Source organism: Photobacterium sp. GB-36 (genome assembly GCF_003026135.1).
In the GTDB taxonomy this organism is placed as follows: Bacteria; Pseudomonadota; Gammaproteobacteria; order Enterobacterales; family Vibrionaceae; genus Photobacterium.
On the sequence record NZ_PYNY01000011.1, the window covers coordinates 63,915 to 89,070 of the forward strand.

General features: G+C 39.6%; 26 protein-coding genes and 1 riboswitch. Of the genes, 9 read left to right on the forward strand and 17 right to left on the reverse strand.

All coding sequences use genetic code 11. The features are described from left to right. Positions 1-28: 28 nt before the first annotated feature. The 10 genes from C9J46_RS11820 to C9J46_RS11865 form a co-directional block, all read right to left on the reverse strand. Positions 29-2,176, reverse strand: a complete 2,148-nt coding sequence (locus tag C9J46_RS11820) for an FAD-dependent oxidoreductase (protein WP_107290940.1) — start codon at positions 2,174-2,176, stop codon at positions 29-31. Next, entirely contained in the window at positions 2,169-2,783 is a 615-nt protein-coding gene (locus C9J46_RS11825; protein WP_107206399.1) for a carboxymuconolactone decarboxylase family protein, read from the reverse strand. The genes C9J46_RS11820 and C9J46_RS11825 overlap by 8 nt, the downstream gene beginning before the upstream one ends. Before the next feature lie 459 nt (positions 2,784-3,242). Continuing rightward, positions 3,243-3,833, reverse strand: a complete 591-nt coding sequence (locus C9J46_RS11830; protein WP_105060044.1) for a TfoX/Sxy family DNA transformation protein — start codon at positions 3,831-3,833, stop codon at positions 3,243-3,245. A 134-nt stretch (positions 3,834-3,967) separates the two neighbouring features. Further along, a riboswitch (cyclic di-GMP riboswitch) is annotated at positions 3,968-4,058 on the reverse strand. Positions 4,059-4,256: 198 nt separating this feature from the next. Further along, the gene (gene purR, locus C9J46_RS11835) at positions 4,257-5,261 is read right to left on the reverse strand and encodes an HTH-type transcriptional repressor PurR (RefSeq protein WP_107261511.1); all 1,005 of its coding nucleotides are present in this window, start codon (positions 5,259-5,261) and stop codon (positions 4,257-4,259) included. A 405-nt stretch (positions 5,262-5,666) separates the two neighbouring features. Further along, a complete protein-coding gene (locus tag C9J46_RS11840) occupies positions 5,667-6,506 on the reverse strand; it encodes a heme ABC transporter ATP-binding protein (protein WP_107206401.1) in 840 nt (279 codons plus the stop codon). After that, positions 6,503-7,540, reverse strand: a complete 1,038-nt coding sequence (locus tag C9J46_RS11845; RefSeq protein ID WP_107206402.1) for an iron ABC transporter permease — start codon at positions 7,538-7,540, stop codon at positions 6,503-6,505. The genes C9J46_RS11840 and C9J46_RS11845 overlap by 4 nt, the downstream gene beginning before the upstream one ends. A gap of 48 nt (positions 7,541-7,588) precedes the next feature. Beyond that, positions 7,589-8,458, reverse strand: coding sequence for a hemin ABC transporter substrate-binding protein (locus C9J46_RS11850; RefSeq protein WP_107290941.1), 870 nt, complete (start codon positions 8,456-8,458; stop codon positions 7,589-7,591). Further along, entirely contained in the window at positions 8,451-8,876 is a 426-nt protein-coding gene (locus tag C9J46_RS11855; RefSeq protein WP_107206404.1) for a biopolymer transporter ExbD, read from the reverse strand. Before C9J46_RS11855 ends, C9J46_RS11850 begins: the two co-directional genes overlap by 8 nt. Next, positions 8,873-9,574, reverse strand: coding sequence for a MotA/TolQ/ExbB proton channel family protein (locus tag C9J46_RS11860; protein ID WP_005368267.1), 702 nt, complete (start codon positions 9,572-9,574; stop codon positions 8,873-8,875). Before C9J46_RS11860 ends, C9J46_RS11855 begins: the two co-directional genes overlap by 4 nt. Before the next feature lie 3 nt (positions 9,575-9,577). Further along, on the reverse strand, positions 9,578-10,393 hold the full coding sequence (locus tag C9J46_RS11865; protein ID WP_107206405.1) for an energy transducer TonB: 816 nt from the start codon (positions 10,391-10,393) through the stop codon (positions 9,578-9,580). 381 nt (positions 10,394-10,774) lie between these two features. On the opposite strand from C9J46_RS11865, the gene hutX reads away from it, so the two are divergent. The 3 genes from hutX (at position 10,775) to C9J46_RS11880 (ending at position 12,515) form a co-directional block, all read left to right on the forward strand. Continuing rightward, positions 10,775-11,290: a heme utilization cystosolic carrier protein HutX gene (hutX, locus tag C9J46_RS11870; RefSeq protein WP_107206406.1), complete on the forward strand. Its 516-nt coding sequence runs from the start codon at positions 10,775-10,777 to the stop codon at positions 11,288-11,290. Positions 11,291-11,345: 55 nt separating this feature from the next. Then, entirely contained in the window at positions 11,346-11,903 is a 558-nt protein-coding gene (gene hutZ, locus C9J46_RS11875; RefSeq protein ID WP_045130810.1) for a heme utilization protein HutZ, read from the forward strand. A gap of 204 nt (positions 11,904-12,107) precedes the next feature. Then, the gene (locus C9J46_RS11880; RefSeq protein WP_107206407.1) at positions 12,108-12,515 is read left to right on the forward strand and encodes a hypothetical protein; all 408 of its coding nucleotides are present in this window, start codon (positions 12,108-12,110) and stop codon (positions 12,513-12,515) included. A 161-nt stretch (positions 12,516-12,676) separates the two neighbouring features. On the opposite strand, the gene C9J46_RS11885 is transcribed toward C9J46_RS11880, so the two are convergent. Further along, on the reverse strand, positions 12,677-13,246 hold the full coding sequence (locus tag C9J46_RS11885; protein ID WP_107206408.1) for a hypothetical protein: 570 nt from the start codon (positions 13,244-13,246) through the stop codon (positions 12,677-12,679). Positions 13,247-13,565: 319 nt separating this feature from the next. On the opposite strand from C9J46_RS11885, the gene hypB reads away from it, so the two are divergent. From hypB to C9J46_RS11910, 5 genes are read left to right on the forward strand one after another with little or no spacing between them, the layout of a single operon-like run. After that, positions 13,566-14,297 carry a hydrogenase nickel incorporation protein HypB gene (gene hypB / locus C9J46_RS11890; protein WP_005368248.1) on the forward strand — a complete coding sequence of 244 codons (732 nt, stop codon included), beginning with the start codon at positions 13,566-13,568 and terminating at the stop codon, positions 14,295-14,297. Between the two features lie 5 nt (positions 14,298-14,302). Then, a complete protein-coding gene (locus tag C9J46_RS11895; RefSeq protein ID WP_005368247.1) occupies positions 14,303-14,545 on the forward strand; it encodes a HypC/HybG/HupF family hydrogenase formation chaperone in 243 nt (80 codons plus the stop codon). Beyond that, positions 14,542-15,660, forward strand: coding sequence for a hydrogenase formation protein HypD (gene hypD, locus C9J46_RS11900; RefSeq protein WP_105060057.1), 1,119 nt, complete (start codon positions 14,542-14,544; stop codon positions 15,658-15,660). Before C9J46_RS11895 ends, hypD begins: the two co-directional genes overlap by 4 nt. A gap of 2 nt (positions 15,661-15,662) precedes the next feature. Next, positions 15,663-16,694, forward strand: coding sequence for a hydrogenase expression/formation protein HypE (hypE, locus tag C9J46_RS11905; RefSeq protein ID WP_107206410.1), 1,032 nt, complete (start codon positions 15,663-15,665; stop codon positions 16,692-16,694). Beyond that, the gene (locus C9J46_RS11910; RefSeq protein ID WP_107206411.1) at positions 16,694-17,035 is read left to right on the forward strand and encodes a hydrogenase maturation nickel metallochaperone HypA; all 342 of its coding nucleotides are present in this window, start codon (positions 16,694-16,696) and stop codon (positions 17,033-17,035) included. The genes hypE and C9J46_RS11910 overlap by 1 nt, the downstream gene beginning before the upstream one ends. Before the next feature lie 78 nt (positions 17,036-17,113). Here C9J46_RS11910 and C9J46_RS11915 read toward each other — a convergent pair whose 3' ends face one another. From C9J46_RS11915 to C9J46_RS11925, 3 genes are all read right to left on the reverse strand, one after another. Further along, positions 17,114-18,382 carry a HAMP domain-containing sensor histidine kinase gene (locus C9J46_RS11915; protein ID WP_107290942.1) on the reverse strand — a complete coding sequence of 423 codons (1,269 nt, stop codon included), beginning with the start codon at positions 18,380-18,382 and terminating at the stop codon, positions 17,114-17,116. Then, the gene (locus tag C9J46_RS11920) at positions 18,379-19,071 is read right to left on the reverse strand and encodes a response regulator transcription factor (protein WP_107206413.1); all 693 of its coding nucleotides are present in this window, start codon (positions 19,069-19,071) and stop codon (positions 18,379-18,381) included. Before C9J46_RS11920 ends, C9J46_RS11915 begins: the two co-directional genes overlap by 4 nt. Before the next feature lie 104 nt (positions 19,072-19,175). Beyond that, positions 19,176-20,858, reverse strand: a complete 1,683-nt coding sequence (locus C9J46_RS11925; protein ID WP_107290943.1) for a phosphoethanolamine transferase — start codon at positions 20,856-20,858, stop codon at positions 19,176-19,178. Between the two features lie 381 nt (positions 20,859-21,239). Here C9J46_RS11925 and C9J46_RS11930 point away from each other — a divergent pair, with 381 nt between their 5' ends. Further along, positions 21,240-21,704 (forward strand): GNAT family N-acetyltransferase, encoded by a 465-nt coding sequence (locus tag C9J46_RS11930; RefSeq protein ID WP_107206415.1) that lies wholly within the window; start codon positions 21,240-21,242, stop codon positions 21,702-21,704. A gap of 417 nt (positions 21,705-22,121) precedes the next feature. On the opposite strand, the gene C9J46_RS11935 is transcribed toward C9J46_RS11930, so the two are convergent. From C9J46_RS11935 to cybH, 3 genes are read right to left on the reverse strand one after another with little or no spacing between them, the layout of a single operon-like run. Then, on the reverse strand, positions 22,122-23,864 hold the full coding sequence (locus tag C9J46_RS11935; RefSeq protein ID WP_107246967.1) for a hypothetical protein: 1,743 nt from the start codon (positions 23,862-23,864) through the stop codon (positions 22,122-22,124). Then, positions 23,861-24,406: a HyaD/HybD family hydrogenase maturation endopeptidase gene (locus tag C9J46_RS11940; protein ID WP_107206417.1), complete on the reverse strand. Its 546-nt coding sequence runs from the start codon at positions 24,404-24,406 to the stop codon at positions 23,861-23,863. The genes C9J46_RS11935 and C9J46_RS11940 overlap by 4 nt, the downstream gene beginning before the upstream one ends. A gap of 5 nt (positions 24,407-24,411) precedes the next feature. Further along, positions 24,412-25,155 (reverse strand): Ni/Fe-hydrogenase, b-type cytochrome subunit, encoded by a 744-nt coding sequence (gene cybH / locus C9J46_RS11945; RefSeq protein WP_107206418.1) that lies wholly within the window; start codon positions 25,153-25,155, stop codon positions 24,412-24,414. Position 25,156: the final 1 nt, after the last annotated feature.

The following is a 25,156-nucleotide window of genomic DNA, read 5'->3' on the forward strand; positions in this document are numbered from 1 at the left end:
TCCTTTTTAATTCCTTGTATCGAATGACCTATTTACGCATCCATTGATGATAACGTTTAACCATTGCCAATAACTTTTGTGGGGCATTGGCCTGTTTCCATACACCAGCCGTATATTTAGTGGCTTCACTCATGGTGGGGTAAGGGTGAATCGTCGATAAAATCTTATTCAGTCCCAGTTTGTAGCGCATTGCTAAGGTAAATTCTGCCAGTAGTTCACCGCCATGATGGCCGACAATTGTGACCCCTAAAATCTTATCGCTATTGGACGGGGTTAGAACTTTAACGAAACCTTCGGCAGCATTGTCGGCAATCGCTCGATCTAAATCGGATATAGGGTAAGTATATGTTCGATAATCGATATTTTGTGAAATAGCCTCTTTTTCATTGAGACCAACTCGAGCTAACTCCGGCGCAGTATAGGTAACGGCAGGTAATACCGAGTAATCAGCTTTAAACTTTTTGAATGTACCAAACAAACTATTTACTGAGGCATACCATGCTTGATGCGCTGCAGCATGAGTTAATTGGAAAGGACCTGCCACATCACCCACAGCGTATATATTAGGATATTGCGTTTGTAGGTAGTGGTTAACTTTGATAGTCCCTTGTGGATTTGTTGCTAATTTTAGGCGCTCTAAACCAAAACCTTTGGTATTAGCAACGCGACCTAACGCCACAATAACCTGATCAAATTCAACGTCGATCGTTTGTTCTGCCGAAAGATCATCAAGCTTAACGTGGCGATATTGCGCAGATCCTTTCTCTACAAAACTAACGGCTTTGTGTTTTAGAAGTACTCTAATACCTTCATGTGTTAGTGTGTGATAGATGAAATCGGCCGCATCTTTATCTTCACGGTTAAGTAACTGATCTGCCATTTCAACTAAGGTGACAGATGCGCCAAGACGATTAAACGCTTGAGCCAATTCACAACCAATAGGACCACCACCCAAAATCAATAACTTTTTAGGTAAAGTATCTAGTTGCCATAAGTTATCGGACGTTAATGGATTAACTGTGTTTAAGCCTGAAATATTGGGCAATAGTGGGGAAGCCCCTGTTGCGATAATAATGTTACGTGTGGTGATCACTTTGTCGTTAACTTCTACTTCCCAAGGCGACAAAATCGTCGCGTCACCTTGGACACAATTCACACCAAGCTTGCTGTAACGTTCAACCGAATCATGCGGTTCGATATCTTTGATAACGTTGTGAACACGAGTCATAACGGCTTTAAAGTCGATTTTTTCAATTTTAGCTTCAATACCAAATTGTTTTGCTTGTTGCAGCTCATAAGCGCTATGAGCGACACGGATTAAGGCTTTAGATGGCACACAACCTGTGTTTAAGCAATCGCCGCCCATTTTATGACGCTCAATTAATGTGACTTCCGCTTTTACGGCTGCCGCGATATAGGAGCTGACTAAACCGCCAGCACCAGCACCAATTACCACTAGGTTTTGATCAAACACTGTAGGTTTTTGCCAATCGCTATAAACCTTTTGGCTTTTGATGTAATTAATAATTGTTTTTGCGAGCAGTGGGAAGATCCCGAGTAATACAAGAGATATCAATACAGGAAATGAGATGATTTCGCTCAAACTATTAATGTTACTCAGTTGAGTACCGGCATTCACATAAATAGCAGTTCCAGCCAGCATGCCAAGCTGACTGACAAAGAAGAAGGTACGAGTTTTAATCGGGGTTAAACCCATTAGTAAGTTGATCAGAAAAAACGGCACTACAGGGATTAAACGCAGCGTTAATAGATAAAATGCGCCTTCGTTTTCAATCCCTTGATTAATGGTCGCGAGGCGTTGTCCAAACCGCTGTTGTACCCAGTCTTGCAAAATATAGCGGCTTGATAGAAAAGCCAATGTTGCACCTATTGTGCTGGCAAAAGAAATAATAATAAGGCTAGGCCAAAAACCAAATAATGCCGCTCCAAGCAACGTTAAAATTGCAGCGCCGGGTAAGGAAAGGGCTGTCACGGCAATATAGAGTACAAAGAAAAACAAGTAAGCAGTGAAAAGTTGACTTTCAATCTTTGCTTGTAGGGCTAATTGCTCTTGCTTGATGAACTCAAGGGTAAGGTATTGGCCTAGATCAAAATGTAGCCATAACGCAATAAGGCTGACAATGACCAGCAGCAATAGCGTTTTTTTCTTATTCATTTGCCTGATCCTTTTTCGTTATGTTTTTATCTGATGCTTGCACGTTATCTTGAGCAATATCGTTAGGCGTAATAGGAAGAGAACAAAAGCCTTGTGCTGGCACATCGAGCGCAGTGTTAAATTTCGCCGACAAGTTCTGAAAGCTAACTAAAGCAGTGAGTTCAATAATATCATCACTGCTATACCATTCTTGTAGCGCGACAAGCATTTCATCTGTCACTCGTTTGCCTGTTATTGTCATCGCTTCAGTGTAGGCCAACACAGCGCGTTCTTGATCTGTAAACAGCGTAGAGTGTTGCCAGTTGGCGAGTGCTTTAATTTTATCTTCTGAATCACAACGTTCGGCGAGCTTCATACCATTGGCATCAACACAAAAGGCACAATCGTTTAATTGTGAAACACGCACACAGACCAAAGATCGCATGACATCTTGAATCGGTGACTTTTTACGGTCGAGAAAACCAAAAAAACCTGCGACTAACCAAAATAAGACAGGTTTACGTCCCCATAGCTTTGCAGGGTTTAATACTTGACCATAGTGGCGAGCTTGAAGCCATAGCAAAGGCTTTACCCATAAAGAGTCAATTTTTTTGATCGAAATGCGCATGTGATTCCTTAAAAAATACCCTAAAAGTAGGGTTTTATACGATCTTACTCAGTAGCAGTTGTAAACATGTAGACCTTAAGATCAGACATTGTATTTCATTTAATGATAAATATTTCTTTTTCTTCAATTGGTTGGTGAAAAAATCAGCAGGAGATAAGACAGTTTAAAGCGCCGCGTTATTTATTAGTGAGAAGATGGGTTATTGGTCGTATTAGCAAATAATTAGGCATGGAATATAAATAAAGATAATTATCATTTATATAAATCAAGGAGTGCAAAACGGAGGGAATTAATTTAATGGCAAAAGTTTGTTATTATGCAATTAAACCAAATAAATATTGAATTTTATAAAGGAAGATAAGGATAATACGGAAATTATTTTTGAAAGGTATACTTAGAAATAAAAGAATGGGGGCTCTTTTATTCCTAAGTATTTTATATTTAAGACAACTTATATTTTTAAGATAAGGCAGATAATAGTTCATTTCGACGTTGCTCAGGAATAACTGACCAATGTTGACCGCTAATTGCACCTTCCAATGCCCAAAGCAATTCAATACTCAATGGACTTGTTTGTGATTCTTGAAGTGCTTTATATGCGCCAAGAGAGCCCACTGCTAGAAGTTGTTCAATAGTGTTTATGCCTGCTTTTTTAAGCATTCTTTCATTTGATAATCGTAGATTAGGTAAATCTTTAATTCGGTCAGGTACGCAACTCTCCTTTTCTTGCTTGTCTTTTTCTGCTGCATCCAGTGAATACCTACCTTGAGCTACAATCTTTGTGGGTTCATCCCACCATTGGTCGGGTATTGCATAGTGCTTGGTTACAACAGGGAAGCCACGTTTTTTATAAACATAGGGTTCCAAGCCAGCTTGTTTGAATTCCTTTTCAGTTTCAGCATTTGCACGTAAGTGAAGTTTATCGTTCACAACTAATGCAAACATTGTATCACCAGAAAAAATGCCAAAACCGCCAAACATCGACCGTGATTTTATTGAACCAAAATGGTCAAATAATTTTAATGAATCTTTTAATATTGGTTTATCCATGCTTCTACTCGGTGAAAAAATATGAGTGTCACCTAAACATTAAGAGCGAGGAAATAGATTAATTAATCTACACATTGATACTGTCAATATATTGTTAAGTTTGTGTCATAATATTGTCGGTTCAATAATAATCCTTCGGTAACCCCGCTACCTTGAATTATTAACATAATTTTTAGGCCGGTGGTTTTGCGTCTTAATCTTTCAATTAATTTGCCAGTTCGTGACTATATAAAGTTATATTAAATAATACTTTTAATATTAAATCTAAGCTCTCAAAAATGTGATATTGGTTCAGGTATTTGTTCTTAGCTTATTTTAATAAGCTTTATAATTATAAATACTCATGATTGTTTTTTATAAGTAAAAAAAAAGCCAACAAGGTTAACTTATCGGCTTTTCCTTAACATAGAAAGATAAATTTTATTAGTTGAGATCTTTAACCGATTTTCTCTCAACAAGTTTAGGCGTCATTTCAAAGGTTTGACGCTCATGATTCTTGTCTTTCACACGCTCTAGCAAGATTTCGATGGCCTTTTTACCTAAACGACGTTTAGGCTGGTGGATAGTTGTTAGCGGTGGCGCAAAGTAGGGCGCAAGGTCAATGTTATCGTAGCCAATGATTGAGATATCATCAGGAACACGCAGACCTGCCTGTTCAAAGGTACTGATCAGAGCCATGGCCATAATGTCGTTAAAGCAGAAGATAGCAGTAGGGCGATCTTCCATTGCGATAAACTTATGAGCAGCTTCAACGGCTGACTCACACTCAAAGTCACCGTCAAGTAGCCAATTAGCATTAACAGTGAGATCTGCTTCTTTCATCGCTTTACGGAAGCCCTTTAGGCGCTCTTGACAAGTAGACTTATCAACTTGCCCAGATAAACAGCCAATTTTCTTATGACCATTTTCAATAAGGTGCTTAGTCGCAATATAACCGCCGTTTTCAGCGTTATCTAGAATATTATCAGTATGTGGGCTTTCTGGGCCCCAGTCCATGATAACCATAGGAAGATCATTTTTACGCTCAAGTAAATCGAGCAGCATTTGATCCAGATCGCTGCACATAACCAATAGGCCATCAACACGCTTTTCAGAAAGCATACGTAAGTAATCACGTTGTTTTTCTAAGTTACCTTCGGTGTTACATAAGATCAGTGTGTAGCCTGCACCATAACAATATTCTTCAACACCATGCACAACTTCGGCAAAAAATGGGTTAGTCGATTTAGTGACTAACATGCCGATAGTACGTGTTGTATTACATTTTAAGCTTCGCGCTACTGCACTTGGGGCGTAGTTAAGTTCATCTACTGCAGCCAAAACTTTTTGTTGCGTTGCTTCTGCAACAAAGCGTGTTTTATTAATCACGTGCGACACTGTAGTAGTTGATACACCTGCCATACGTGCAACGTCTTTAATGGTTGCCATATTTATTCTTCTTATCATGGTCAGATTAGGATCTGACAAAGGTTTTTGATACCAAATTGATTAATTACGTAGTCTATGGCTTACGAGTTCACTCGCAGAGATGAAGATCCTTTAGTTATTAGCTACTTAATTATTCAATTTGATACCGAATTATAGGGTGTTGCAATTATCATGGATCATAAACAACTAAAGCCGCAGTAAAATGCGGCATTAGAAGATAGAAACTATTTTTACACTAATTACACATGTAATCGCTTGCGATCACATTTTACTGTGTGTTTTGCGTTGTGCAATCTTTCTATTCAACTTGATTGAATTAATTGATCATTAACCGTAAAAACTCGATGTTTGTCATGCTAATAGCTTCAATTTATTGTGTATATCTAGTCATTAATAGATAAAACGTTAAAAAACAGAATGATTGGCTGATAAAAGATAAGGAAAATCACCACTTGGATGAGTATGAACACTGACAGGCCAACCATATAAGGTATCTATTACTTCAGGAGTAAGAACTTGTGTTGGCGTGCCGTCGGCTTTTATTTCTCCTTCATTAAGGAAAATCATCCGATCAGTGTATTGGGCTGCAAGGTTTAAATCGTGCAATACCACAATTACAGCGGCGCCTTGTATAGCCATATTTTGGGCAATTTGTAAGGTGTGGTGCTGGTGGGCGAGATCGAGTGCTGAGGTGGGTTCATCTAACATCAAGATACATTTATCACCGGCTTTACTGAGTTGTGTTAAAACCCGGGCAAGGTGTACACGCTGTTTTTCACCCCCCGATAAGGTGGGGTAGAGACGTTTAGCTAAATTGTTAATATCAACATATTGCATGCTTGATGCTGTTGCATCTTTCAGTTCAGGCGAAGTGAGCTGCAATGGAATTGCGCCTAGCTCGACAACTTCTTTCGCGGTAAAGGCAAACGATAATGCGCTATGTTGTGGAAGGACACCTAAGTGACATGCCAATTCTTCCCGAGCCCAATTATTAAGCGGTTGATCAAAGAAAGAAACCGTGCCTGATTTTGGCGTAATCTCACCACATAATACTTTTAACAGGGTACTTTTACCTGCACCGTTTGGCCCAAGTAATGCGGTGACTTCTCCTGCGTGAATATCAATATCAAGATGATTTAGCAGGACTTTATCACCGAATTGTAATGATAAGTCGCGAGCCTGAATAACACAGACTTTGTCGCTACTTGCTGTAAAATCGACCTTTGCTGAATGATTTAACGTCATGACATCTGACTCTTTTGATTAACTAATAAATAGATAAAGAAAGGCGCGCCTAACATGGCGGTGATGATCCCAACCGGCAGTTCTTGAGGCGAGAATGCGCTTCGAGCAATCATATCGGCAACCAAGAGGATTAATCCGCCAAGTAAAGCCGAAATTGGCAATAAGGTTCTATGATTTGGACCAGTTAGCATTCTCCCCACATGAGGAATAACCAAGCCAATAAAGCCAATCGGGCCACAAACGGCAACAGTCATACCCACTCCCGCAGCACATGTAATAATTAAATTACGTTTTAGTTTTTGGGTGTTAACCCCCATATGTCGAGCTTCAGCTTCGCCTAATAACAACGCGTTTAAATTACTGGTATGACGATAAAAATAGGTAAAGAGTAACCCGAATGTGCAATAGGCGAGAATAATGCCTGTCCATGTTGCACCAGCCAGTGAACCCATTGACCACAATGATAAATCACGTAAGGCTTGATCGTCGGCAACATAATTGAGTAACCCAAGCCCTGCGCCTGAAATTGCGGTTATCGCGACACCAGCGAGTAGCATGATCATCACCGATGTGCCGTTTTTATCTGTGCCTAAGCGATAAACTAAAACGGTGCTGATTGCGCCGCCAATAAAGGCAAAAATAGGCACAATAGCGAAGTTTAAAAGCTGAGGGAATGATGCGGTGAGAGGGGCAAATAAGACAATGGCCAATGCAGCACCTAAGCCTGCACCGCCAGTGATTCCGATGATCCCAGGATCTGCAAGCGGGTTGCGAAACAGTCCCTGTAGTACAGCGCCACATACAGCTAAAATTGCACCGATAGCAAAACAGAGAAGCGTACGTGGTAAACGAATTTGATGGATCACTAGGCTGACATGTTTAGCAAGTTCATGATCACCGGGTAATAGTGCTAACAAACTTTGTTTATAACTGATCGCCATAGGACCTATAACAATAGAAGAAAGCCCTGTAAAAATAAGTAAGGCGATACTTATTATATAAATATGATGGGCTGAGAAGCGTTTTGCATACATGTAACAACAACCTTACGCACGAATAAATAGGGATGATAGAGGCGTAATTTAAGGATAAATAGCCTGATTAAGCTTTAAAGCTTCATTAACACTCTCGAGTCCTAAACCACCAATGAGCGCAGTACTTTTTATTGTGAGTAATGCATTATTTGTTGCAGCCGGTGTTGCGGCAATTAATGGCATTTGGGCAATAAGATCTTGCATGTTTTTGATCTTGCTAGCTGTACGTGTGCTCAACAAAATAATATCTGGTTGCATGGTAACCAGCGCTTCACCAGAAATAGGCTTGTAGTTACTGATTGATGTTGCAGCAGGGTTTTTAGCACCAGCAAGTGTAATGATGCTATCTGCAGTAGTATTACTTCCTGCAATGTTAATTGGGCGACCATCATGGATCATTAAGAACAAGACTTTTTTAGGAGTCTTAATATTGGCTGTTGCAGTATTAATTTTATCTAGCTGAACATTAAGCTTTTGTTTTAGCTTTTCAGCACGATCTTGATGATCAGTGAGTTTAGCAATCTGATCAATACGTGTAAGCAAATCTTTGACGGTTTCCCCTGAGTTAACAATATCAACTTCAACACCTGATTGCTCAAGTAGGTTAAGTGTACTTTGTGGCCCCATTTCATTAGAACCAACAAGGTGAGTCGGGGATAAAGACATTAAGTTCTCAGCTGAAAGCTGGCGGTGATAACCCACTTTAGGGGTTGATTTATCCACTAATCCTTTACTTGTTAGATCAACGGCGACGACTTGATCATTAGCATCTAAGGCGTTAATGATTTGAGTAACTGAAGCACCAGCACTGATGATTTTATTTTTCTCAGTTGCTGAGTCCGTACTTGCTTGCGCGTAGCTACTAAGTCCTAACACCAGCGTCAATAAAGAGGTTTTTAATAGAGAGAGTTTATGCATTGTTTGATTCTTCCATAAGTAGCTGAGTCGCTTTGATATTATTTTCTTGCAAGAAGGCGAGTAATTTGAGCATTTGTTCAACAGAGGCTGCTTTATCTGCACCAATCACAACAGGTTTCGTTGGGTTAGTTTTCACTTCTTGTAACAAGGCTGTTTTGAAGTCATCCCATTGATTGATTTTTTTACCTTGCAGTGCCCAATAAGGTGCTTCTGATACTAAATTAATAGCAATAGGATCGGCTTGGGTTGTCTGTAATGTTTTGGTTGCTGTTTGTGGTAAATCGACATCGAGGGCTTTAATTTTCACTGTGGCTGTTAACAGTAAAAACACCATGACAATAAAAATAATATCCAGTAATGGAGTCAGGTCTGGATTCATTTCCTCAGTTTGGAAAACGCTACTGTTGGCTTTGATCATGATGCAGTCCCATTAACGGCAGGGTTTTGTTCGCAGGTATCACAGGCTGATGTTTTCCCGTTTTCAGCGTCAACATTCATTCCTTCAAGCCAAAGATTACAACGGTTTAAACTGTGTTCTAGTTTAGCCGTAACATTATCAGCCCATAGCCCAAGTAGTTGTGCACCAGTAATGGCAGGAAGTGCGATGATCAAACCAGCAGCTGTTGTTCGCATAGCAAGACCAAGACCGTCAGCAAGATCGCTGGGAGTCACAGAGCCTGTTGAATGGGAAATACCGGTAAACATATCAATTAAGCCAAGCACTGTACCGAGTAAACCAAGTAACGGACTAATAACACCAATCAGACTTAATAAGCGTAAACCTGAACGTAATTCAGTGCGTTTTTGTATTAACCAAATAGCGGCAGCATCTTCACGTAATGGTTTAGTGAAATGGCGATGCGCAATTAACATCGCAATTCCTTTATAAAGCAAAGGGCGTTGCTGTTTTAGCTCCTCGGTTAAATTATCTAGTGCGTGTTCGTCGTGACGGTTTTGTTGAGCAAGGAGTGCTGTAACTTTTGTTTTGCCTACACCGGTACATAACAAAACTTGAATAAGACGCTCAGTTAAAATCATAACAGTGAGCACAGAACAAATAATAAGAGGCCACGCCATTAGGCCAAGTTGCTGGTTGAGGTTATCAATAAAAGGCATGATTTAATCCAATTTGAAACGAACGGGAATTTGAACACGGTGTGCAATAGCAATGCCGTCAACAATATGGGGTGAGAAGCGCCACTTTTTAATCGCTTTAAGTGCCGCATCATCAAGCACATTGGCACCAGATGATTTAACCAGTTTTTGTTTAACTTGATGACCATCTTTTGCAATCAGTACTTCAACTAAGACTGTGCCTTCAATACCACGACGTTTTGCTAATTGTGGATACTTCACAGCGGAAGGTTTCGTGGCAAACGTGGGTTTTGAGACCAATTGAGGTGAATGTGCTCCAACGGTTGTTTTTTTAGCTTTAGTTGTCTTATTTAATGCCAGTTGTGATGACACAGGCTGGCTAGAATTTGTTGGTTTAAGTTCAAATTTCTCAGTTTTTCGTTGGGCATTTGTTACGTTTTTAGTCGCTGTTTTTTTCTCAACTTTTTTCTGAATATTTTTCGTTACTACTGGCTTCTTTTCTATTTTTTTTGGGGCTTTCTTCGTGGGTTGAACCGGAGCTTTAACTGTTTTCTTTTTCTTTTCAGGTTGTGATTTTTTGACCAACTTTTTCATTGTTGTTTTTGGTGCAGGTGTGTTTTTAACAACCGGTTGAGGAGTCACGATTGCTGAAGGCTGAGCCGTAGCAGGTGCAACGATGGTTTCTGGTTTTATATTAGGTAGTGATACTAAGTTGACAGCCACACTCGTCGACTTTTCAAGAGGGACTGTAATGATCTTCTTCTCTGGCATTGCTGACACAATAAGACTGTGGAAGAGAATAGAGGCACAGCCAGCAATGAGATAACGTTTTATATTCACAATGTACGCCTTATTGAACAGATGAAGGAATGTGAACTAAATGTTTAATTGCGGTTTTTTGCATGGTGTATTTCTTAATATAATTCCGTTTATTCAATAGATTAGAGTTGTTTTTCAGATGTAACACTAATGTTTATAACCAGTATATACATCATTATCCATGAAATACGAATAATATCAATTATCATTTGCAATATTATTTGATCGTTAATATCATGAGCACAGTTAGCCGATGATGTAAGACTTAGACTTGCTCAATTGAGAACGTTTAAGTAACAAAGGCTAAAGTAAAAATGCATAGAATTTATGGACGCAATAAATAGTTTTTTTTCTATGGAAGCTGGTTGTATAGAAAAATATCTAAAGAGAAGGAAAACCAAGGTGTTTGAGCAATACACTCGTGAAGAATTGAAATTGAAAGTCGCTGATTTATTAACTGATAACCCAAAACTTCATGCTGTTTCAATCGCAGAGCAATTAGCCGTAACAGAAGGTGAGGTTGTCATGTCTTACCCTGATGAAATGGTGTGTTTATTGCCCGGCCACTTAGCGAAAACAATCGTAGAGTCGTTACCTGAATGGGGACCTGTTACTACGATTGTGCATTCAATGGGCTCTATCTTTGAAGTAAAAGCGGCGTTCCCAAAAGGCAAAGAAGCGCGTGGATATTATAATCTAATGGGTAAAGAGGGCGAGTTACATGGTCACTTACGTTTAGATCATGTTTCGGACGTTGCGCTCGTCAGTAAACCTTTTATGGGGAAGGAAAGTTACTTCATCGGTTTTTTTGCCGTAACAGGCGAGTGTGTATTTAAAGTCTATTTAGGTAGAGATAAACATCGTAACTTGTTCCCAGAGCAAATTGAGAAATTTAAGTTGTTAAAACAAATTAAATAAATCTAGTCGAAGAACTAGGCCAAAGAAAAGCTAGTCAAATTGAGGAAGAAATATCATGAGTGAAGTAAAACAGGAACGTTTGCAAAATCGCCTTGGTCCTGAGATTAAAGAATTCCGCGAAGCATGCCAAACGCTACAATTAGCAACGGTAGATGCGAACGGTAAACCCAATGTGAGCTATGCACCGTTCGCTTTGCTTGATGATGGTTATTACGTATTAATTAGCCAAATTGCTAAACATGCCAGAAATCTACTTGAAAACCCGCAAGTCTCTTTAATGATGATTGAAGACGAATCTGCATCTAAAGTGCTTTACGCCCGCAAGCGTCTAACGTTTGAAGCTGATGTGAGTGTGATTGAACGAAAATCAGATCGTTGGCATCAAGGAATTGCTGCACTGCAAACGCGTTTTGGTGAAATTGTAGAAGGCTTAAGTGGGTTAGAAGATTTTTCATTGTTCCGCTTAGCACCGACTCAAGGTTTATTTGTTAAAGGGTTTGGCCAGGCATTCCAAGTCAGTGGCGATGATTTAGTAGATTTTGTTCATCTACAAGAAGGTCACCGTCGTGTTAAAGACGGGAGTGAGATCGAGTCAGCCGAAGAAAAGCTATAGTATTTCAAACTATTCTCTTATAAATGCCTGTGCTGAAATGTACAGGCATTTGTTTGTTTAGGGTGTTATAGCAGACTTTAGCGAAGTGTAAACAGCCTGTTTTGATCCTGATCATTCTAATTTGCAGCGAAACTTGAAGTCGCTGAAATACCTGTGATAATTAGAGCTAAATCATTACCTTTATTGCAGATATGGATTAACGTTATGACACAGGATAATAAAAAAGGCGTTTGGTTTGCGTATATAGCAAGCTTTCTTACTCCGTTTACACTGCTTACCTCTGGTATTGTGGCAATAATTTATGCAGGGTACCAATTAAACAAAGGTACTGACGAGCTTACATATAGCCACTATTACTCCATTATCCGTAGTTTCTTTTTATTCTTTACATTTTTTGTGGTATTGGGTGTAACAGCGGCAACAACAACGGGTATGGTTGCCGGTGCTGATTATTGGGTGCAAGGTTCAATGCTTCACGATGTAATGAATAGTGTGTTAAATGTTCTACCATTTGTTGGCGCTGCCATTGCTATCGTTGCTGTACTTTATTGGCTATTTAAAATTATTAAAGGCATGAGAATGCTAAGCGAAAATAAGCCAATGTGTTTATAAGCTTAGCCATTTGGTGAAACATTAAGTTAAGAAGAAAGAGTAGCTAACATGGTTGCTCTTTTTTTGAGGTGATTGACGCCGAGTAGTGCTGATAGCAAATTTTGTTTATAAAAAAGGATAGCGATAGTGCTATCCTTTTTTTTAAAAGTTAATAAAAGGAATTAACTTTTTTTGAATTGTTTCACTAAGCTATCTAGTTCAGTAAGCAGTTTCTCTGCTTTAGGATCTTGCTTTTTCATAGCTGTAAGTACATCTTTTTGTACTTGTTTGTCTTGCTTGCTAATTGCAGGATCAGACAGGATAGATTGCTGCTGTTTCGCTAATTCCATACGAATGTTAGTAAACTCTTTGATAAGCTCAGTACGCTTCGCATTAGATAAATCGTCTTTACGTGCTTCAAGTTGAATTTCTTGAGCGCGTTTGATTAGCTTCTCTGGGTTGTAACCTTTTTCTTTTACTTTGTTATTAAAAGCTGTTTCGTAAGCTTTTAGCTCTTTCACCAATTCAGGGTGAGATTGAAGAGTCTGATGACGGATACCCGCAAGCTCTTGTTGAATCACACCAATACGGTTAGCGATATTTTGCTGTTGAGCTGTAATCTGAGGAGCAGCAGCTGGAACAACGGTAGCCTCTTTAGCCATAGCAGGAGCTGCGGTAAATACGCATGCAAGTGCTAGAGGAACAGCTGCTTTTAGTAGCTTTGATTTTAAGCTTGATGCTTTAGTATGCATATGACTTTCTCTTTAATTATGTTGATATCGCTAATATACGATGCGTTTCAATTTGTATTGTCAGATGATAGTCAGTAAGCCTGAATATAGTCTGACAATTGTTCGCATTGCCTGCGTATTAACTTTTATTACTAATATCGTAAATCATAGTTCTACGCAAATAAATCGTCATACAATTGCAATATTCTTTTGTAGCATAGATAATTGAGGCTAAATTTTTGGTTATTGCATATTAAATGACCACTTTATACCTTTTAGTCTTTTAAGGTTTACCTCTTTATCTCGTTGAGTCGGTAAACTGATGTCGGTTGGAGCTCCTATGTGTCAAGATTGCGGTTGTTCACTCGCTGGTGGTGATCATCACCATCATCACCAATTACAAGCAAACCCTCAGCTTAATGATAAAAAAACCTTATCGGTAATTCACAAAATACTGGATAAAAATGATGTAGAAGCGGCACATAATCGTGCGCATTTTAATGCTAAGAATGTGACTGCATTTAATTTAATGAGTAGCCCTGGCAGCGGTAAAACGACCTTATTAGAACATCTACATCAGTATACGCCGCTGAAATATGCCGTTGTTGAAGGTGACTTAGAAACATCACGCGATGCTGATCGATTAAAAGCGCAAGGGATTAATGCCTACCAAATTCAAACGGGTTCGGCCTGCCATCTTGATGCGTTCATGGTGCATTCCGCGCTTCATCATATTGAATTAGATGATCTTGATATTTGTTTCGTTGAAAACGTCGGTAATCTTGTTTGCCCTGCGAGTTACGATGTGGGCACGCATAAAAATATCGTATTGGTCTCAGTACCAGAAGGCGATGATAAAATTGAAAAATACCCAGTGATGTTCCGCCGCGCTGATGTCGTTCTTATTACTAAGTGTGATTTATTGCCGTATTTTGATTTCAGTATTGAAGAAGCAAAAGCGCAACTACAAAAACTTAATCCTAATGTTGAAGTTATTTCATTATCAACCAAAGATCCTGAAAGCTTCCAACCACTTGTATCATGGATTAACAACAATCTGATTGAAGGATAATTATCATGTGTTTATCTATTCCTTCACAGGTGGTTGAGTTACATCCTGAAGAAAATAGTGTCACGGTTGATACCATGGGAGTTAAGCGAACAGTAAGCTGTCATTTATTAACTGAGCCCTTGGCGTTAGGGGATTATGTATTAATCCATATTGGTTTTGTGATGAGCAAAATTGATGATAAAGATGCCCAAGAAAGTTTAGAAATGTACCGTTTACTGTTGGCTGAAGCAGGGCCATTAGCATTATGAGTTTTGACTTAAAACAGTTATATCAAGGCTTTCGTGATGCTGATACTGTACTGAGTTTAGCCGAGCAGATAAAAGCCATAGCGCCACAATTACCTGAGCCTTTAAAAGTGATGGAAGTGTGTGGCGGCCATACACATACCATCATGAAGTATGGTTTAAAGCAGTTACTACCTGAGAATATTGATTTTATTCATGGCCCTGGTTGTCCTGTTTGCGTTATGCCCAAAGAACGTATTGATCATGCCGCTGCACTGGCATGCCAACCCAATGTTATTTTAGTTACCCTTGGCGATATGATCCGCGTTCCGGGTTCAAAAGGTAGTTTGGCGCAATATCGTGCTAAGGGTTGTGATATTCGACCTATTTACGATCCGCTTGATTGCTTAACCATTGCGACAGAAAACCCGGATAAAGAGGTGGTTTTCTTTGCCATTGGTTTTGAAACCTCAACGCCTATGACCGCCGTTTTAGTTGAGCTTGCAGAGCAACGCCAAATCAATAATCTCTACTTTCACATTAACCATGTTTTAGTGCCGCCTGCTGTTGATGCGGTAATGGCTGATCCAGCGGTAAAAGTGAATGCGTTTATTGGCCCGTCACATGTGAGTGTGATTGAAGGGGCGAAGATTTATCGTCCGTTGGTTGAGAAATACAATACTCCCGTAGTCGTTGCAGGTTTTGAACCTGTTGATGTGATGGAATCTATTCTACGTATCACTAAACAAAAAATCGCGGGTGAACCTGAACTCGACGTGCAATATACGCGTGCAGTAACAGAAGAGGGTAATACGGTTGCTCAACAAGCCGTAAAACGTTGTTTTGATGTGCGCGATAGTTTTCGCTGGCGTGGTTTAGGACCTATTGCTAATTCTGCGTTGAAATTAAATGCTGCTTATCAACACCGTGATGCTGAAATACGTTTTGCGGATTGCTTACCCATGACACCGATTGATGATCATAAAGCATGTCAATGTGGTGATATTCTTCGCGGCTTAGCGAAACCTCAAGATTGCAAAGTCTTTGGACGTGGTTGTACACCGCAAACACCATTAGGTAGCTGTATGGTGAGCTCTGAAGGTGCATGTAATGCTTATTTCCGTTACCGAGGCGTTTAATAATGACTGATATTGATTTAACAACCTTATCTACAACCAAGTCGATTCAATTAAGTCATGGTGGCGGTGGTCAGGAAATGAATAAGCTGATCAAAGGCTTATTCTTTAAAGCGTTTGATAACGATATCCTTCGTAATGAAGAAGATGCTGCGGTTTTAACACTGGAAGGTAACACGGCTTTTACTACCGATTCCTTTACGGTTTCGCCATTGTTTTTTGCTGGTGGCAATATCGGTAAATTAGCCATTGCAGGTACGGTGAACGACCTTGCGATGATGGGCGCAAAACCTCAGTATTTGAGTTGCAGTGTGATCATCGAAGAAGGCTTTGATGTTGCTAATCTAAAGACCATTGTTGATAGCATGGCAAATGAGCTCAGTATTTCTGGCGCTAAAATCGTGTGCGGCGATACTAAAGTTGTGCCTAAAGGGTGTGCGGATGGTTTGTTTATCAATACCACAGGTGTTGGCACTATTACTAAATCTGGCATTTCGGTACGTAACCTAAAACAAGGTGATGCAATCATTGTTTCTCGTGATATTGGTCGTCATGGCGCCGCTATTTTAATGGCACGTGAAGGGCTAACGCTAGAATCTGAACTTATCAGTGATTGCAATACCTTGTGGCCAGCAGTTGAGGCGTTAATTGCCGCAGATCTTGATATTCATGCAATGCGTGATGCTACACGTGGTGGTTTATCTGCAGTACTTAACGAATGGGCGCAAGCATCTGACATTGGTATCAATGTGGTTGAAGATGATGTGCCTGTAAGTGAAGAAGTACGTGGGCTTTGTGAGTTATACGGTTTTGAACCGTTTGATCTTGCAAACGAAGGAACATTTATTATCGCACTACCACAAGAACAAGCAGAAAAAGCATTAGAAGTATTAAGCGCATTTGCTGCATGTGGTGATGCTGCCATTATTGGTGAAGTCAGTGATGATTATGCAGGTCGCGTAATCTTAACTAGCGGATGGGGTAGCCGTCGTTACCTTGATTTACCACAAGGTGAGTTACTTCCGAGGATTTGTTAATGCATGAATATTCCATTGTTGGCGCTTTAATTGAACAATGCGAACAACATGCCGAAGATAATGACGCGACCAAAGTGACTCGTGTTGCAATAAAAGTCGGTATTTTAAGCGGTGTTGAACCAGCGTTATTAGAAACAGCCTTTCAAACCTTTAAGTTAGAAGGGGTTTGTCATGACGCAATATTTGAAATGCAGATCCAACCCTTAGTATTATCGTGTTTTGAGTGTGGGCAAGAAACCACGCATAACGAGCGCAGTATTATTTGCAGCCATTGCCAGAGTAATCGCACACAGGTTATTGATGGCGAAGATTTGTTACTGATGCAACTTGAGTTGGAATAAAGCAACAATCCTATGAATAAGATAAAGGCAGCGCTGTCGAATACAGTGGCTGCCTTTTTTATTGTTGATACTGTGAAACTACTGAGTAGGCTGAATGCTTATTTGTGCACGACAACCACCGTGTGGGTTATTCAGAAGCTCGAATTCATAACCGTATTTATGGCATATATCACGGGATATGAGTAATCCTAAGCCATATCCTTCCACACCTCTTGGCTTTTTCTCTAATCCGATTCCAGTATCAATAATCGATATACGTAATGGGGTAACACTAATCACGACTGAACCTTTCTCGGTGCAAGAAAATGCGTTTTTGAGTAAATTTCCTACTAGGATTTTTAAACTGGTTTTAGGAATTTTAATGTCAATAGAGTGGCTTAATTCAATACGGTATTCGACGGGCTTATTCTTTAACAAATGTAAGTGACTTTGTACTATTTCTTCTAATTCGTCTTTGGTTAACTCACGGCTTTGTAGCTCATCTAGATTTTCCTCACGAGTAAGAGAAAGTAACGTTGTAACGAAGTCATTCATTTCATCACAGGCTCTAGATAAACGATCCCGTTGCTTGTCAATAAACTCGGGTGCTGAAGAATGTGCTAATAAATAGGTTGCTCCCTTTATCACCATGAGTGGTGTACGAAGTTCATGACTTGCATATCGATTAAATGCTCTCTCCCGTTCGATGGATTGCTTAATACGATCTTGGTATTGGTTTAAACTATCAACAAGCATGGTTAACTCTTGTGTTTTAACACCTTTGGGGATGACTATTGGGCTTAAATCATTGGCTGAACGACGTTGCAACTGATGGGTGAGAACCGATAAAGGATGGTTTAGGCGGCGTGAAATTAGCAGCATAATCGTCAAGGTGATAATTAAAAGTATGACTGAAATTACGGCTTGCTCGATATTCTCTTTAAAGATCTGATCTTCACTAAGCTCATAGATTTCATCAAAGTAAAAAGTGTAGAGATCAGCATGATGACCGTTACTATTGGTCATTAAACTTTTCATTACAAAATAGTCTGTTGAGTATCCATTAGGTTGGTATACTTCGATCGCCTCGTTATAGGGGAGATCTTTATCAATATCAAAGTGTTTAGGAACATTGGCTAAACCCACATAACTTTGGCTGGTGCGAGTTATGTACTGTAATTCTGAAGGTGAGTTTTGTAGCTTATTTATAATATCTTCAGTTTTGTGTTCTAGGGCATTTTGTGCATTTAATAATTCGAGCTCATCCACTGTTGACTCAACTAAAGCGAAGTGGATGGTGATCATGGCTATAGCGACAACAGCAAAATAGAAAAACGTTATTTCGCGTGCAGAGCGTAGTTTTTTCATTGTTGCTTATCTTCTTTAATCTGTTTGATGAGCTGGTAGCCCACTTTAGGGATAGTTTTGATATAGCTATGATTAAAGCCTTTGTCTATTTGAGTTCTTAATTGATAGATGTGGCTACGTAGTACATTGTTTTCAGGTTCATCATCGCCCCATAAGGTATTAATTAATTCTTGTTTTGTGAGGGTATCTGGTGCTCGTAACAGCATTAATTTCAAAATAGTAAATAGAGTAGGGTTAAGTGGTATCTGTCTGTTTTCACGGGTGGCAATGTGAGTTTTGAGATCAAGGAACAAATCACCAAATTGCAGTATTTGTGCCGCTGTGTTTCCTTTACGGCGACGGGTTAAAGCGGTAATCCTTGCTTCAAGGATCTCTAAATCAAAAGGCTTAATTAAGTAATCATCAGCACCCGTTGCAAAACCTTCTAATGTATCTTCACGAGTATCTCGGGCTGTAAGCATGAGTATAGGAGTATCGATGCCATCTTTACGTAATTGTTGACATACCATGTAGCCGTCCATACGTGGCAGCATGACATCAAGTATGATCAAATCATAATGATGTTGCTTTGCCAGTTTGTATCCTTGGATGCCATTGTTAGCGTAATCAAGCGTATAACTTTTAATTTCAAAAAAGTCGAAGATGATATTGGCTATATCTTGGTGATCTTCAATGAGTAATAATTTCATTATATTTAAGTTCGATGGTTGATCTGCACGCTAAGTAACGAGAAAAGAGAATAGGTTGTTAGGTTAGTTATTCTCTTTTCTTTTATTCGTTAGATTGATGATAGTTAATTGTTATATTTCGCAACTTCAGTTGCAAATTTATCACGGCATTGACTGAAAATATCTAATTCTGCTTGATACTCTTCGGTACTGACATCCATCACGCCCAGCATGGAATGAAAGATATTATCGTGAGAGTAGGTGCCCGTTTTGCTAGCTGCTTGTTTTAAACAGGTATAGTCAATATTTTTCGTTTGTTGAAAACTTGGCGACATCCATACTATTAACGGTACTTTGGTTTGGTATTCGGGGGCAAACCGATAAGGAATACCGTGCAAATAAGTGCCGTTTTCACCGAGAGACTCGCCATGATCTGAGATATAAACCAGCGCAGTATTATATTGCTCATTCAGTTGTTGTAGTTTCTCGATCATTTGGCTGATCACATAGTCAGTATATAAAATCGTATTATCGTAGCTGTTGATGATTTGCTCTTGGCTGCAGTTTTCAATATCAGCTCGTGGGCAATCAGGCTGGAATATCGCTTTATTTGATGGGTAACGTTGATAGTACGTGGGGCCATGACTACCAATTAAATGAAGCGTGATCATGCGATTACCACTTAGATCTTCGATATCTTGTTCGATATTTTCAAGTAGCGCCATGTCGTAACAAGTTGAGCCATTACACATCTCATCTTTACGGGAACGATCTATCTCGATCTTAGTAATATTCTTCGCGACAGATTTATCACCTCCATCGTTTTCTTTCCATAGCTGAGAAACGTTAGCGCGTTGCAGAATATCAAGGAGGTTATCTTGGTTATCCGCTTGCGAGCGTTCGAAGTTGTCTCGGTTCAAATTGGCAAACATGCAAGGCACCGAGACTGCTGTTGCTGTACCACATGCTGTTACGTCTTGAAACGAGATCATATTAAGCTCACGAGTATAACGGTTGGTGTTACGGTGATAGCCATTTAGTTCGTAATTCTGCGCACGAGCTGTTTCACCAACTACCATGATCATCAGTGTGGGTTTTGTTTTTGCCTGCGCTAAGGCTGCGTCACTTTGTTTAGCATCCAAACCTATGTGCTTATAAGGTTGTGGAGTGGTGAAATAGGTGTGTTTTACGTATTTAATAGTGCTGTAGACAAACTGAGTGGGAATAATCACTTTTTTCAGATAGCTATTATTACGTCCAACCGAGGCATAGTCTTGGTAATACACTGCTGCAATTAACCCAACCACCACTAATGAAATTAGCTTTGATACAAGCTTGGCTGTAATAAAAGTCATAGGGCTTGTTATTGGCTTGATTGGCAGTTTATAGATGAGCAGCGCGGGTATGACACCCATTAGAAGTGTCCACATTGCAGAGTATAAGCTGAGATAAGAGCTGGCTTCACTGCTGTCTGTTTCTATGATGTTGGCAATCATGCCGTAGTCAAACATGATGCCATAGTTGAACCCAGCATAACTCACCATACTTGATAAAATCAGTAAGATAATAAAGAACGGCTTACTTATCTTAGGCCAACTAAATAATGAAAAAAGAAAGTTTAAGCAGACGAGAAAGAAAAGTGGGATTGTGAGTACAAAACCAAGTTTAACGGTTTCAAGTTGACTAAATATTCCAATCAGTGCCTTATATACAGGTAAGTTAACTATGGCTGTAAAATACAGTGCGAGTAGGAAAGTAAAGGTAGCATAAGATACGCCACCAACACGTTTTTGCTTAATCATATTCATTGTTTATTTCGAAGGATTACAAACCAAATTGATGCAAATAAGCGGAATAACCCTTCTTTCTCCACGTCGTTATTCGCCGTAAGTTATAAACGCTAAAAGGTGAAAAAAATGTTGAAACGTTTTATCTCTAGTGCAATTCATTTAGAATGCCGATTGTTTCAGTTTTGATACATACTTTATTGAGAATAGTTACAAATCTAGAGAGTGCTTACATTCTTAGAAAAGAAATCGAGTGAGAAATTGAGGAAGGATTTTACACTTCGTTATGGTGCCATTTTATAAATAATAGGTAAGTCAATGTTTACCTAGTACGATCATGTTATAACTCGTGTTTTCAAGGTATGTAGTTAGCAGCTCAGATTATGGTAAAAGGAATTTTAAATGGATATTAAAATTGGTGACTTAACACACCCACAAGTCATTCAGTTGTTGATGGAGCATTTAGAAGATATGTATGCAACATCGCCTGCTGATAGTGTTCATGCGTTAGATTTAGATGCACTTCAGGCTGAGGATGTGACGTTTTATACCTGTTGGAAGCAAGATATGTTGCTTGGTTGTGTTGCAATTAAACGTCTAAATGCTGAAAGTGCTGAGCTGAAATCAATGCGGACGAAGATTGATGCGCGAAACCAAGGAGTGGGAGCAAGGCTCTTAGAACATGTTTTAATTGAAGCCAATAACAGGGGGTTTAAGACCATTAGTTTAGAGACAGGCTCACATAATTTTTTTGAGTCAGCCTGTCGTTTATATGAAAAGTTTGGTTTTGAATATTGTGAACCGTTTGCTGATTATTTACCGGATCCCCACAGCTTGTTTATGTGTTACACGTTTGCAGCGGAATAAGATTTTTTATAAAAGACAACCGTGTAGTTTGAAAGGGAATAAAAAAAGCCTCATTTGAGAATGAGGCTTAATAATCAATGAATTCAGATTATTTTTAGGCAAGGGGCCTAATTACCGGCTAGGTATGAAGTTAATCTAGAACATTCTGAAGATAATTTGAATAACACGATATTCAGATTGAGATCTTAGTGGCTATATGCCTAACATATTATGTTATATCTATTGCATATATTCATTTTTCTTTACAGGGTGTCAAAAAATTGGCTATCAAGCATTAATGATAATCATTTGCAATGTTATGTTCTCATATAGCAAGAATAAGCAGGAATTAATAACTCATGTATTAATGAGAACGTTGTTATGTGAATTGACCATTAAAGCTCTATTTATCGAAAGCTAAATAGAGCTTTAATTGAATTAACGTCGACGCATTTTTAGGTATAACGCGCCAGCACTTAGGTTGCTACCATCGAGTTCTAATTGACGGTTAACAGTAATTGCAAAGTTTTTACCCACACGGAGTGATAGGCGTTCAGTCAACACTTCATTGGCAAAATCACTGCCAGCTAAAACAACAGCATTTAACCCCGTGGTTTCATCTATACGCTCTAGCCAGTTAGCAATATAGTCAGCCAGTGAATCCATGATACCAAAAGCAAGTTTATCAAGCTCTGAATCATCAACAACTAAGCAAAAACTCATTAGGCTGCCCAGTGTTTTTGCCCATTCAATCGTGCGTTTGCCATTCACCATATCTAATGAATAATCAACACGATGACCTTTTTGACCACTATTTTGTAATGCTTTAGCGATCAGTGCATCGTTTAAGTATTGAATACTATTAGTACTCGATGTTGATAAGCCAAGAATGGTGGCAGCAACAGCAAATAAACCTGATAGCTGATTATGACTATCAGCAAGGTTAATTTGGCTTAGGGCTTGATAGCTATAAGGTAGCGATTCTTTAAATTTGGCAAGAATCGCTGCTTGTTCTCCTGCTGCCATTAGGCGAATAATTTCATGACCTGTTTGTGGCAAGCTAGGTAAAACTAAAAAGCTATCTGTACGGGTAAATTTATCTTGGCAAACAATCTCACCTGCGGCGTATCGACCAAAATAAATAACCGCGGTATTTCGTCCATTTCCTGATTCAATATTACCGCCATGCAGCGCACAAATAGGCAGTGCATGAGAGGGGACATCGTTTGGATGATTCGGCTTATAATCGAAATGAATACGACGTTTATGCCAATAGGCATTTAAGCCATTGATACAGGCTTGATCGTGTAAGGGTTCAAGTGCTTTGATTGACACAGGAAGATCAAGTTCAGGATCGCTATCGACTTGGCTCCAACCTTTTTCAATCCATGTAATTAAGGGTTGCCAATGGTTGGTATCAATAAATACGAAATCAACGCCTTGTTGACGTAAAATTTCAGTAAGTACAGTGAGCACGCGATTATAGCTAAAACACAAATCATACAAGGGGGCTTGTAACTGTCGATGCTGTGTTCTGGGTTGTACAGTCACGCGCGGTTTCTCAAGGCTTGATAACGCGAGTACGTGCTCTGATGGAGTAAAGAAATGCGAAGGTACATTATTAGGATTACAGATCAGAATTTGTGGGCGTTCCTGCGATGAGGTTAAAACCGGTGTTGTACTGAGTTGGAATACCTGATGTTTACCTTGCTCTGTGGTTAAGGTAAATAACACATTGCCAGTGGTAAGAATATCATTAGCCCAAACTTTTACTTGGTTGATGCTAATTGCTTGATGTAAACGCTGCTCACCATGACAACATGCACAAGGTAATGCTAGCTCACCAAATCGTGGCGATTGGTTATCGCCTAACAATGGTTCGCAATGTTGGCAAAAAGGTAAGTGGTGTTGAGTATTAACCAGAGGAACAACACTGCCTTCACGATGGATGATTTCTTCCACTTTAGATTCAACTAACCAAATGGAAAGCAGGAAATCATTGGCAATTTTTTCAGCTAATGCTTCAAGTTGTGCTTGTTCACCGACCGCTTCAATTAGATAACGATTTTTAACAAAACCAACGGTAATTTCATAAGGCTCATTGGCTAAATAGTCATTACATAATTGCGCATAAAACGGCACTTGGCGTGAGCATTTAAAAGAAAATTGAATTAATTTCATGCCTCTACTCCTCGTTTATAAGCGGTTGGGATCAAGCTATTAATCTCAATATTGTTCACACGTTCGCAGCTAATGCCCAGATCCGTTAAATGATTCAGAATGGCTGATTCCATGGTAGGAATAGCAGCATAAATTTTAGGTGTTAGTCCTAAATGCATCGGCTCGAGTACAGTAGGGGTAACACCTAATACGAATGTTTTAGGGCGATCGCCGACCAATTCCATCATGATCAATGTTTGCAGCATTTCTACTTCATGGGCACTGCCTTGCCAGTCGATCTCAGGTGGTGCTTTATCAAAATCGAAAAAGTAGACTTCGCCTGCATCTACACCAGCAGCATTAACAGTATCAATCACAATAAGGTGATCGTATTGGGTTAAGGTTGGGATCAAACTATGCGCAAGGGTACCGCCATCCACGAGATCAATCTGATGTTCTGGGTGTGAAAAGCGGTAGTTTTCGGTGAGGTAATTGACGAAATGTACGCCGACTCCTTCGTCGGCGTACAAGACATTGCCAATACCAAGTAGCAATATCTTCATTAGTGCTAGTGGCCTTTATGGTCAGTGTTTGTTTGGTGAGTTTGATGCTGAACAGGGTCGTTACCCTTGTTCTTATCTTTAATGTGCACTGGGTGGTAATCAAAACCCGACATAATGGCGTCAGCGGAGCCATTGCGGAATCGAATACCTGTCCAAATCACCATGTAAACGTGAATTAAGACAAACACGATGAACGCCCAAGTTACAATGTGGTGCCATTCACGAACGTTAGCTAATCCGCCCATCGCATAGGTTACCCACTCAGCTGGCTGCCAGAATAGGCCTCCCATACCGAGGTGATACACGTTGGCATACAAGGTTAAACCTGTTACACACATGAAAATAGCGGCGATAGAAATACCCGCATAAACCACTAACTGTAACGGGCCGTAAGCACCATGATGGGGTGGTTGTCCAACCCAAAAATAGGCTTTGATTTGTTTTACCCAGCTATTCGGACTTACAGCATCTTTTACTGAACGTCTTTCAACATTACTGCGGCTAAAGAAGAACAAATAAGCACGAATTAACGTGACAGCGATAAGGACAAACCCCAGTACTTCATGGACAAAACGTACCCAGCCTTGCTCTAATACGTTGGTGTTATCTGGCGCAACCAAAAATGGCCAAGCAATATAAAAGCCTGTGATCACCAAACCAAATATGGCAAAAGCACGGAGCCAGTGACATAGACGTATAATAAAAGAGAAAACATAGGATCGTTTGTACAACACTGTATCTGTTGACATA

Excerpts from the sequence above, each read along its gene's own strand:
- hutZ (WP_045130810.1), top strand. The coding sequence starts at position 11,346 with ATGAGTGAAGTAAAACAGGAACGTTTGCAAAATCGCCTTGGTCCTGAG.
- C9J46_RS11820 (WP_107290940.1), bottom strand. The coding sequence starts at position 2,176 with ATGAATAAGAAAAAAACGCTATTGCTGCTGGTCATTGTCAGCCTTATT.
- C9J46_RS11930 (WP_107206415.1), top strand. The coding sequence starts at position 21,240 with ATGGATATTAAAATTGGTGACTTAACACACCCACAAGTCATTCAGTTG.
- C9J46_RS11940 (WP_107206417.1), bottom strand. The coding sequence starts at position 24,406 with ATGAAGATATTGCTACTTGGTATTGGCAATGTCTTGTACGCCGACGAA.
- cybH (WP_107206418.1), bottom strand. The coding sequence starts at position 25,155 with ATGTCAACAGATACAGTGTTGTACAAACGATCCTATGTTTTCTCTTTT.
- C9J46_RS11840 (WP_107206401.1), bottom strand. The coding sequence starts at position 6,506 with ATGACGTTAAATCATTCAGCAAAGGTCGATTTTACAGCAAGTAGCGAC.
- C9J46_RS11850 (WP_107290941.1), bottom strand. The coding sequence starts at position 8,458 with ATGCATAAACTCTCTCTATTAAAAACCTCTTTATTGACGCTGGTGTTA.
- C9J46_RS11845 (WP_107206402.1), bottom strand. The coding sequence starts at position 7,540 with ATGTATGCAAAACGCTTCTCAGCCCATCATATTTATATAATAAGTATC.
- C9J46_RS11860 (WP_005368267.1), bottom strand. The coding sequence starts at position 9,574 with ATGCCTTTTATTGATAACCTCAACCAGCAACTTGGCCTAATGGCGTGG.
- C9J46_RS11895 (WP_005368247.1), top strand. The coding sequence starts at position 14,303 with ATGTGTTTATCTATTCCTTCACAGGTGGTTGAGTTACATCCTGAAGAA.
- hypB (WP_005368248.1), top strand. The coding sequence starts at position 13,566 with ATGTGTCAAGATTGCGGTTGTTCACTCGCTGGTGGTGATCATCACCAT.
- hypE (WP_107206410.1), top strand. The coding sequence starts at position 15,663 with ATGACTGATATTGATTTAACAACCTTATCTACAACCAAGTCGATTCAA.
- C9J46_RS11925 (WP_107290943.1), bottom strand. The coding sequence starts at position 20,858 with ATGAATATGATTAAGCAAAAACGTGTTGGTGGCGTATCTTATGCTACC.
- C9J46_RS11855 (WP_107206404.1), bottom strand. The coding sequence starts at position 8,876 with ATGATCAAAGCCAACAGTAGCGTTTTCCAAACTGAGGAAATGAATCCA.
- hypD (WP_105060057.1), top strand. The coding sequence starts at position 14,542 with ATGAGTTTTGACTTAAAACAGTTATATCAAGGCTTTCGTGATGCTGAT.
- C9J46_RS11830 (WP_105060044.1), bottom strand. The coding sequence starts at position 3,833 with ATGGATAAACCAATATTAAAAGATTCATTAAAATTATTTGACCATTTT.
- C9J46_RS11880 (WP_107206407.1), top strand. The coding sequence starts at position 12,108 with ATGACACAGGATAATAAAAAAGGCGTTTGGTTTGCGTATATAGCAAGC.
- purR (WP_107261511.1), bottom strand. The coding sequence starts at position 5,261 with ATGGCAACCATTAAAGACGTTGCACGTATGGCAGGTGTATCAACTACT.
- C9J46_RS11920 (WP_107206413.1), bottom strand. The coding sequence starts at position 19,071 with ATGAAATTATTACTCATTGAAGATCACCAAGATATAGCCAATATCATC.
- C9J46_RS11910 (WP_107206411.1), top strand. The coding sequence starts at position 16,694 with ATGCATGAATATTCCATTGTTGGCGCTTTAATTGAACAATGCGAACAA.
- C9J46_RS11935 (WP_107246967.1), bottom strand. The coding sequence starts at position 23,864 with ATGAAATTAATTCAATTTTCTTTTAAATGCTCACGCCAAGTGCCGTTT.
- C9J46_RS11825 (WP_107206399.1), bottom strand. The coding sequence starts at position 2,783 with ATGCGCATTTCGATCAAAAAAATTGACTCTTTATGGGTAAAGCCTTTG.
- C9J46_RS11885 (WP_107206408.1), bottom strand. The coding sequence starts at position 13,246 with ATGCATACTAAAGCATCAAGCTTAAAATCAAAGCTACTAAAAGCAGCT.
- C9J46_RS11915 (WP_107290942.1), bottom strand. The coding sequence starts at position 18,382 with ATGAAAAAACTACGCTCTGCACGCGAAATAACGTTTTTCTATTTTGCT.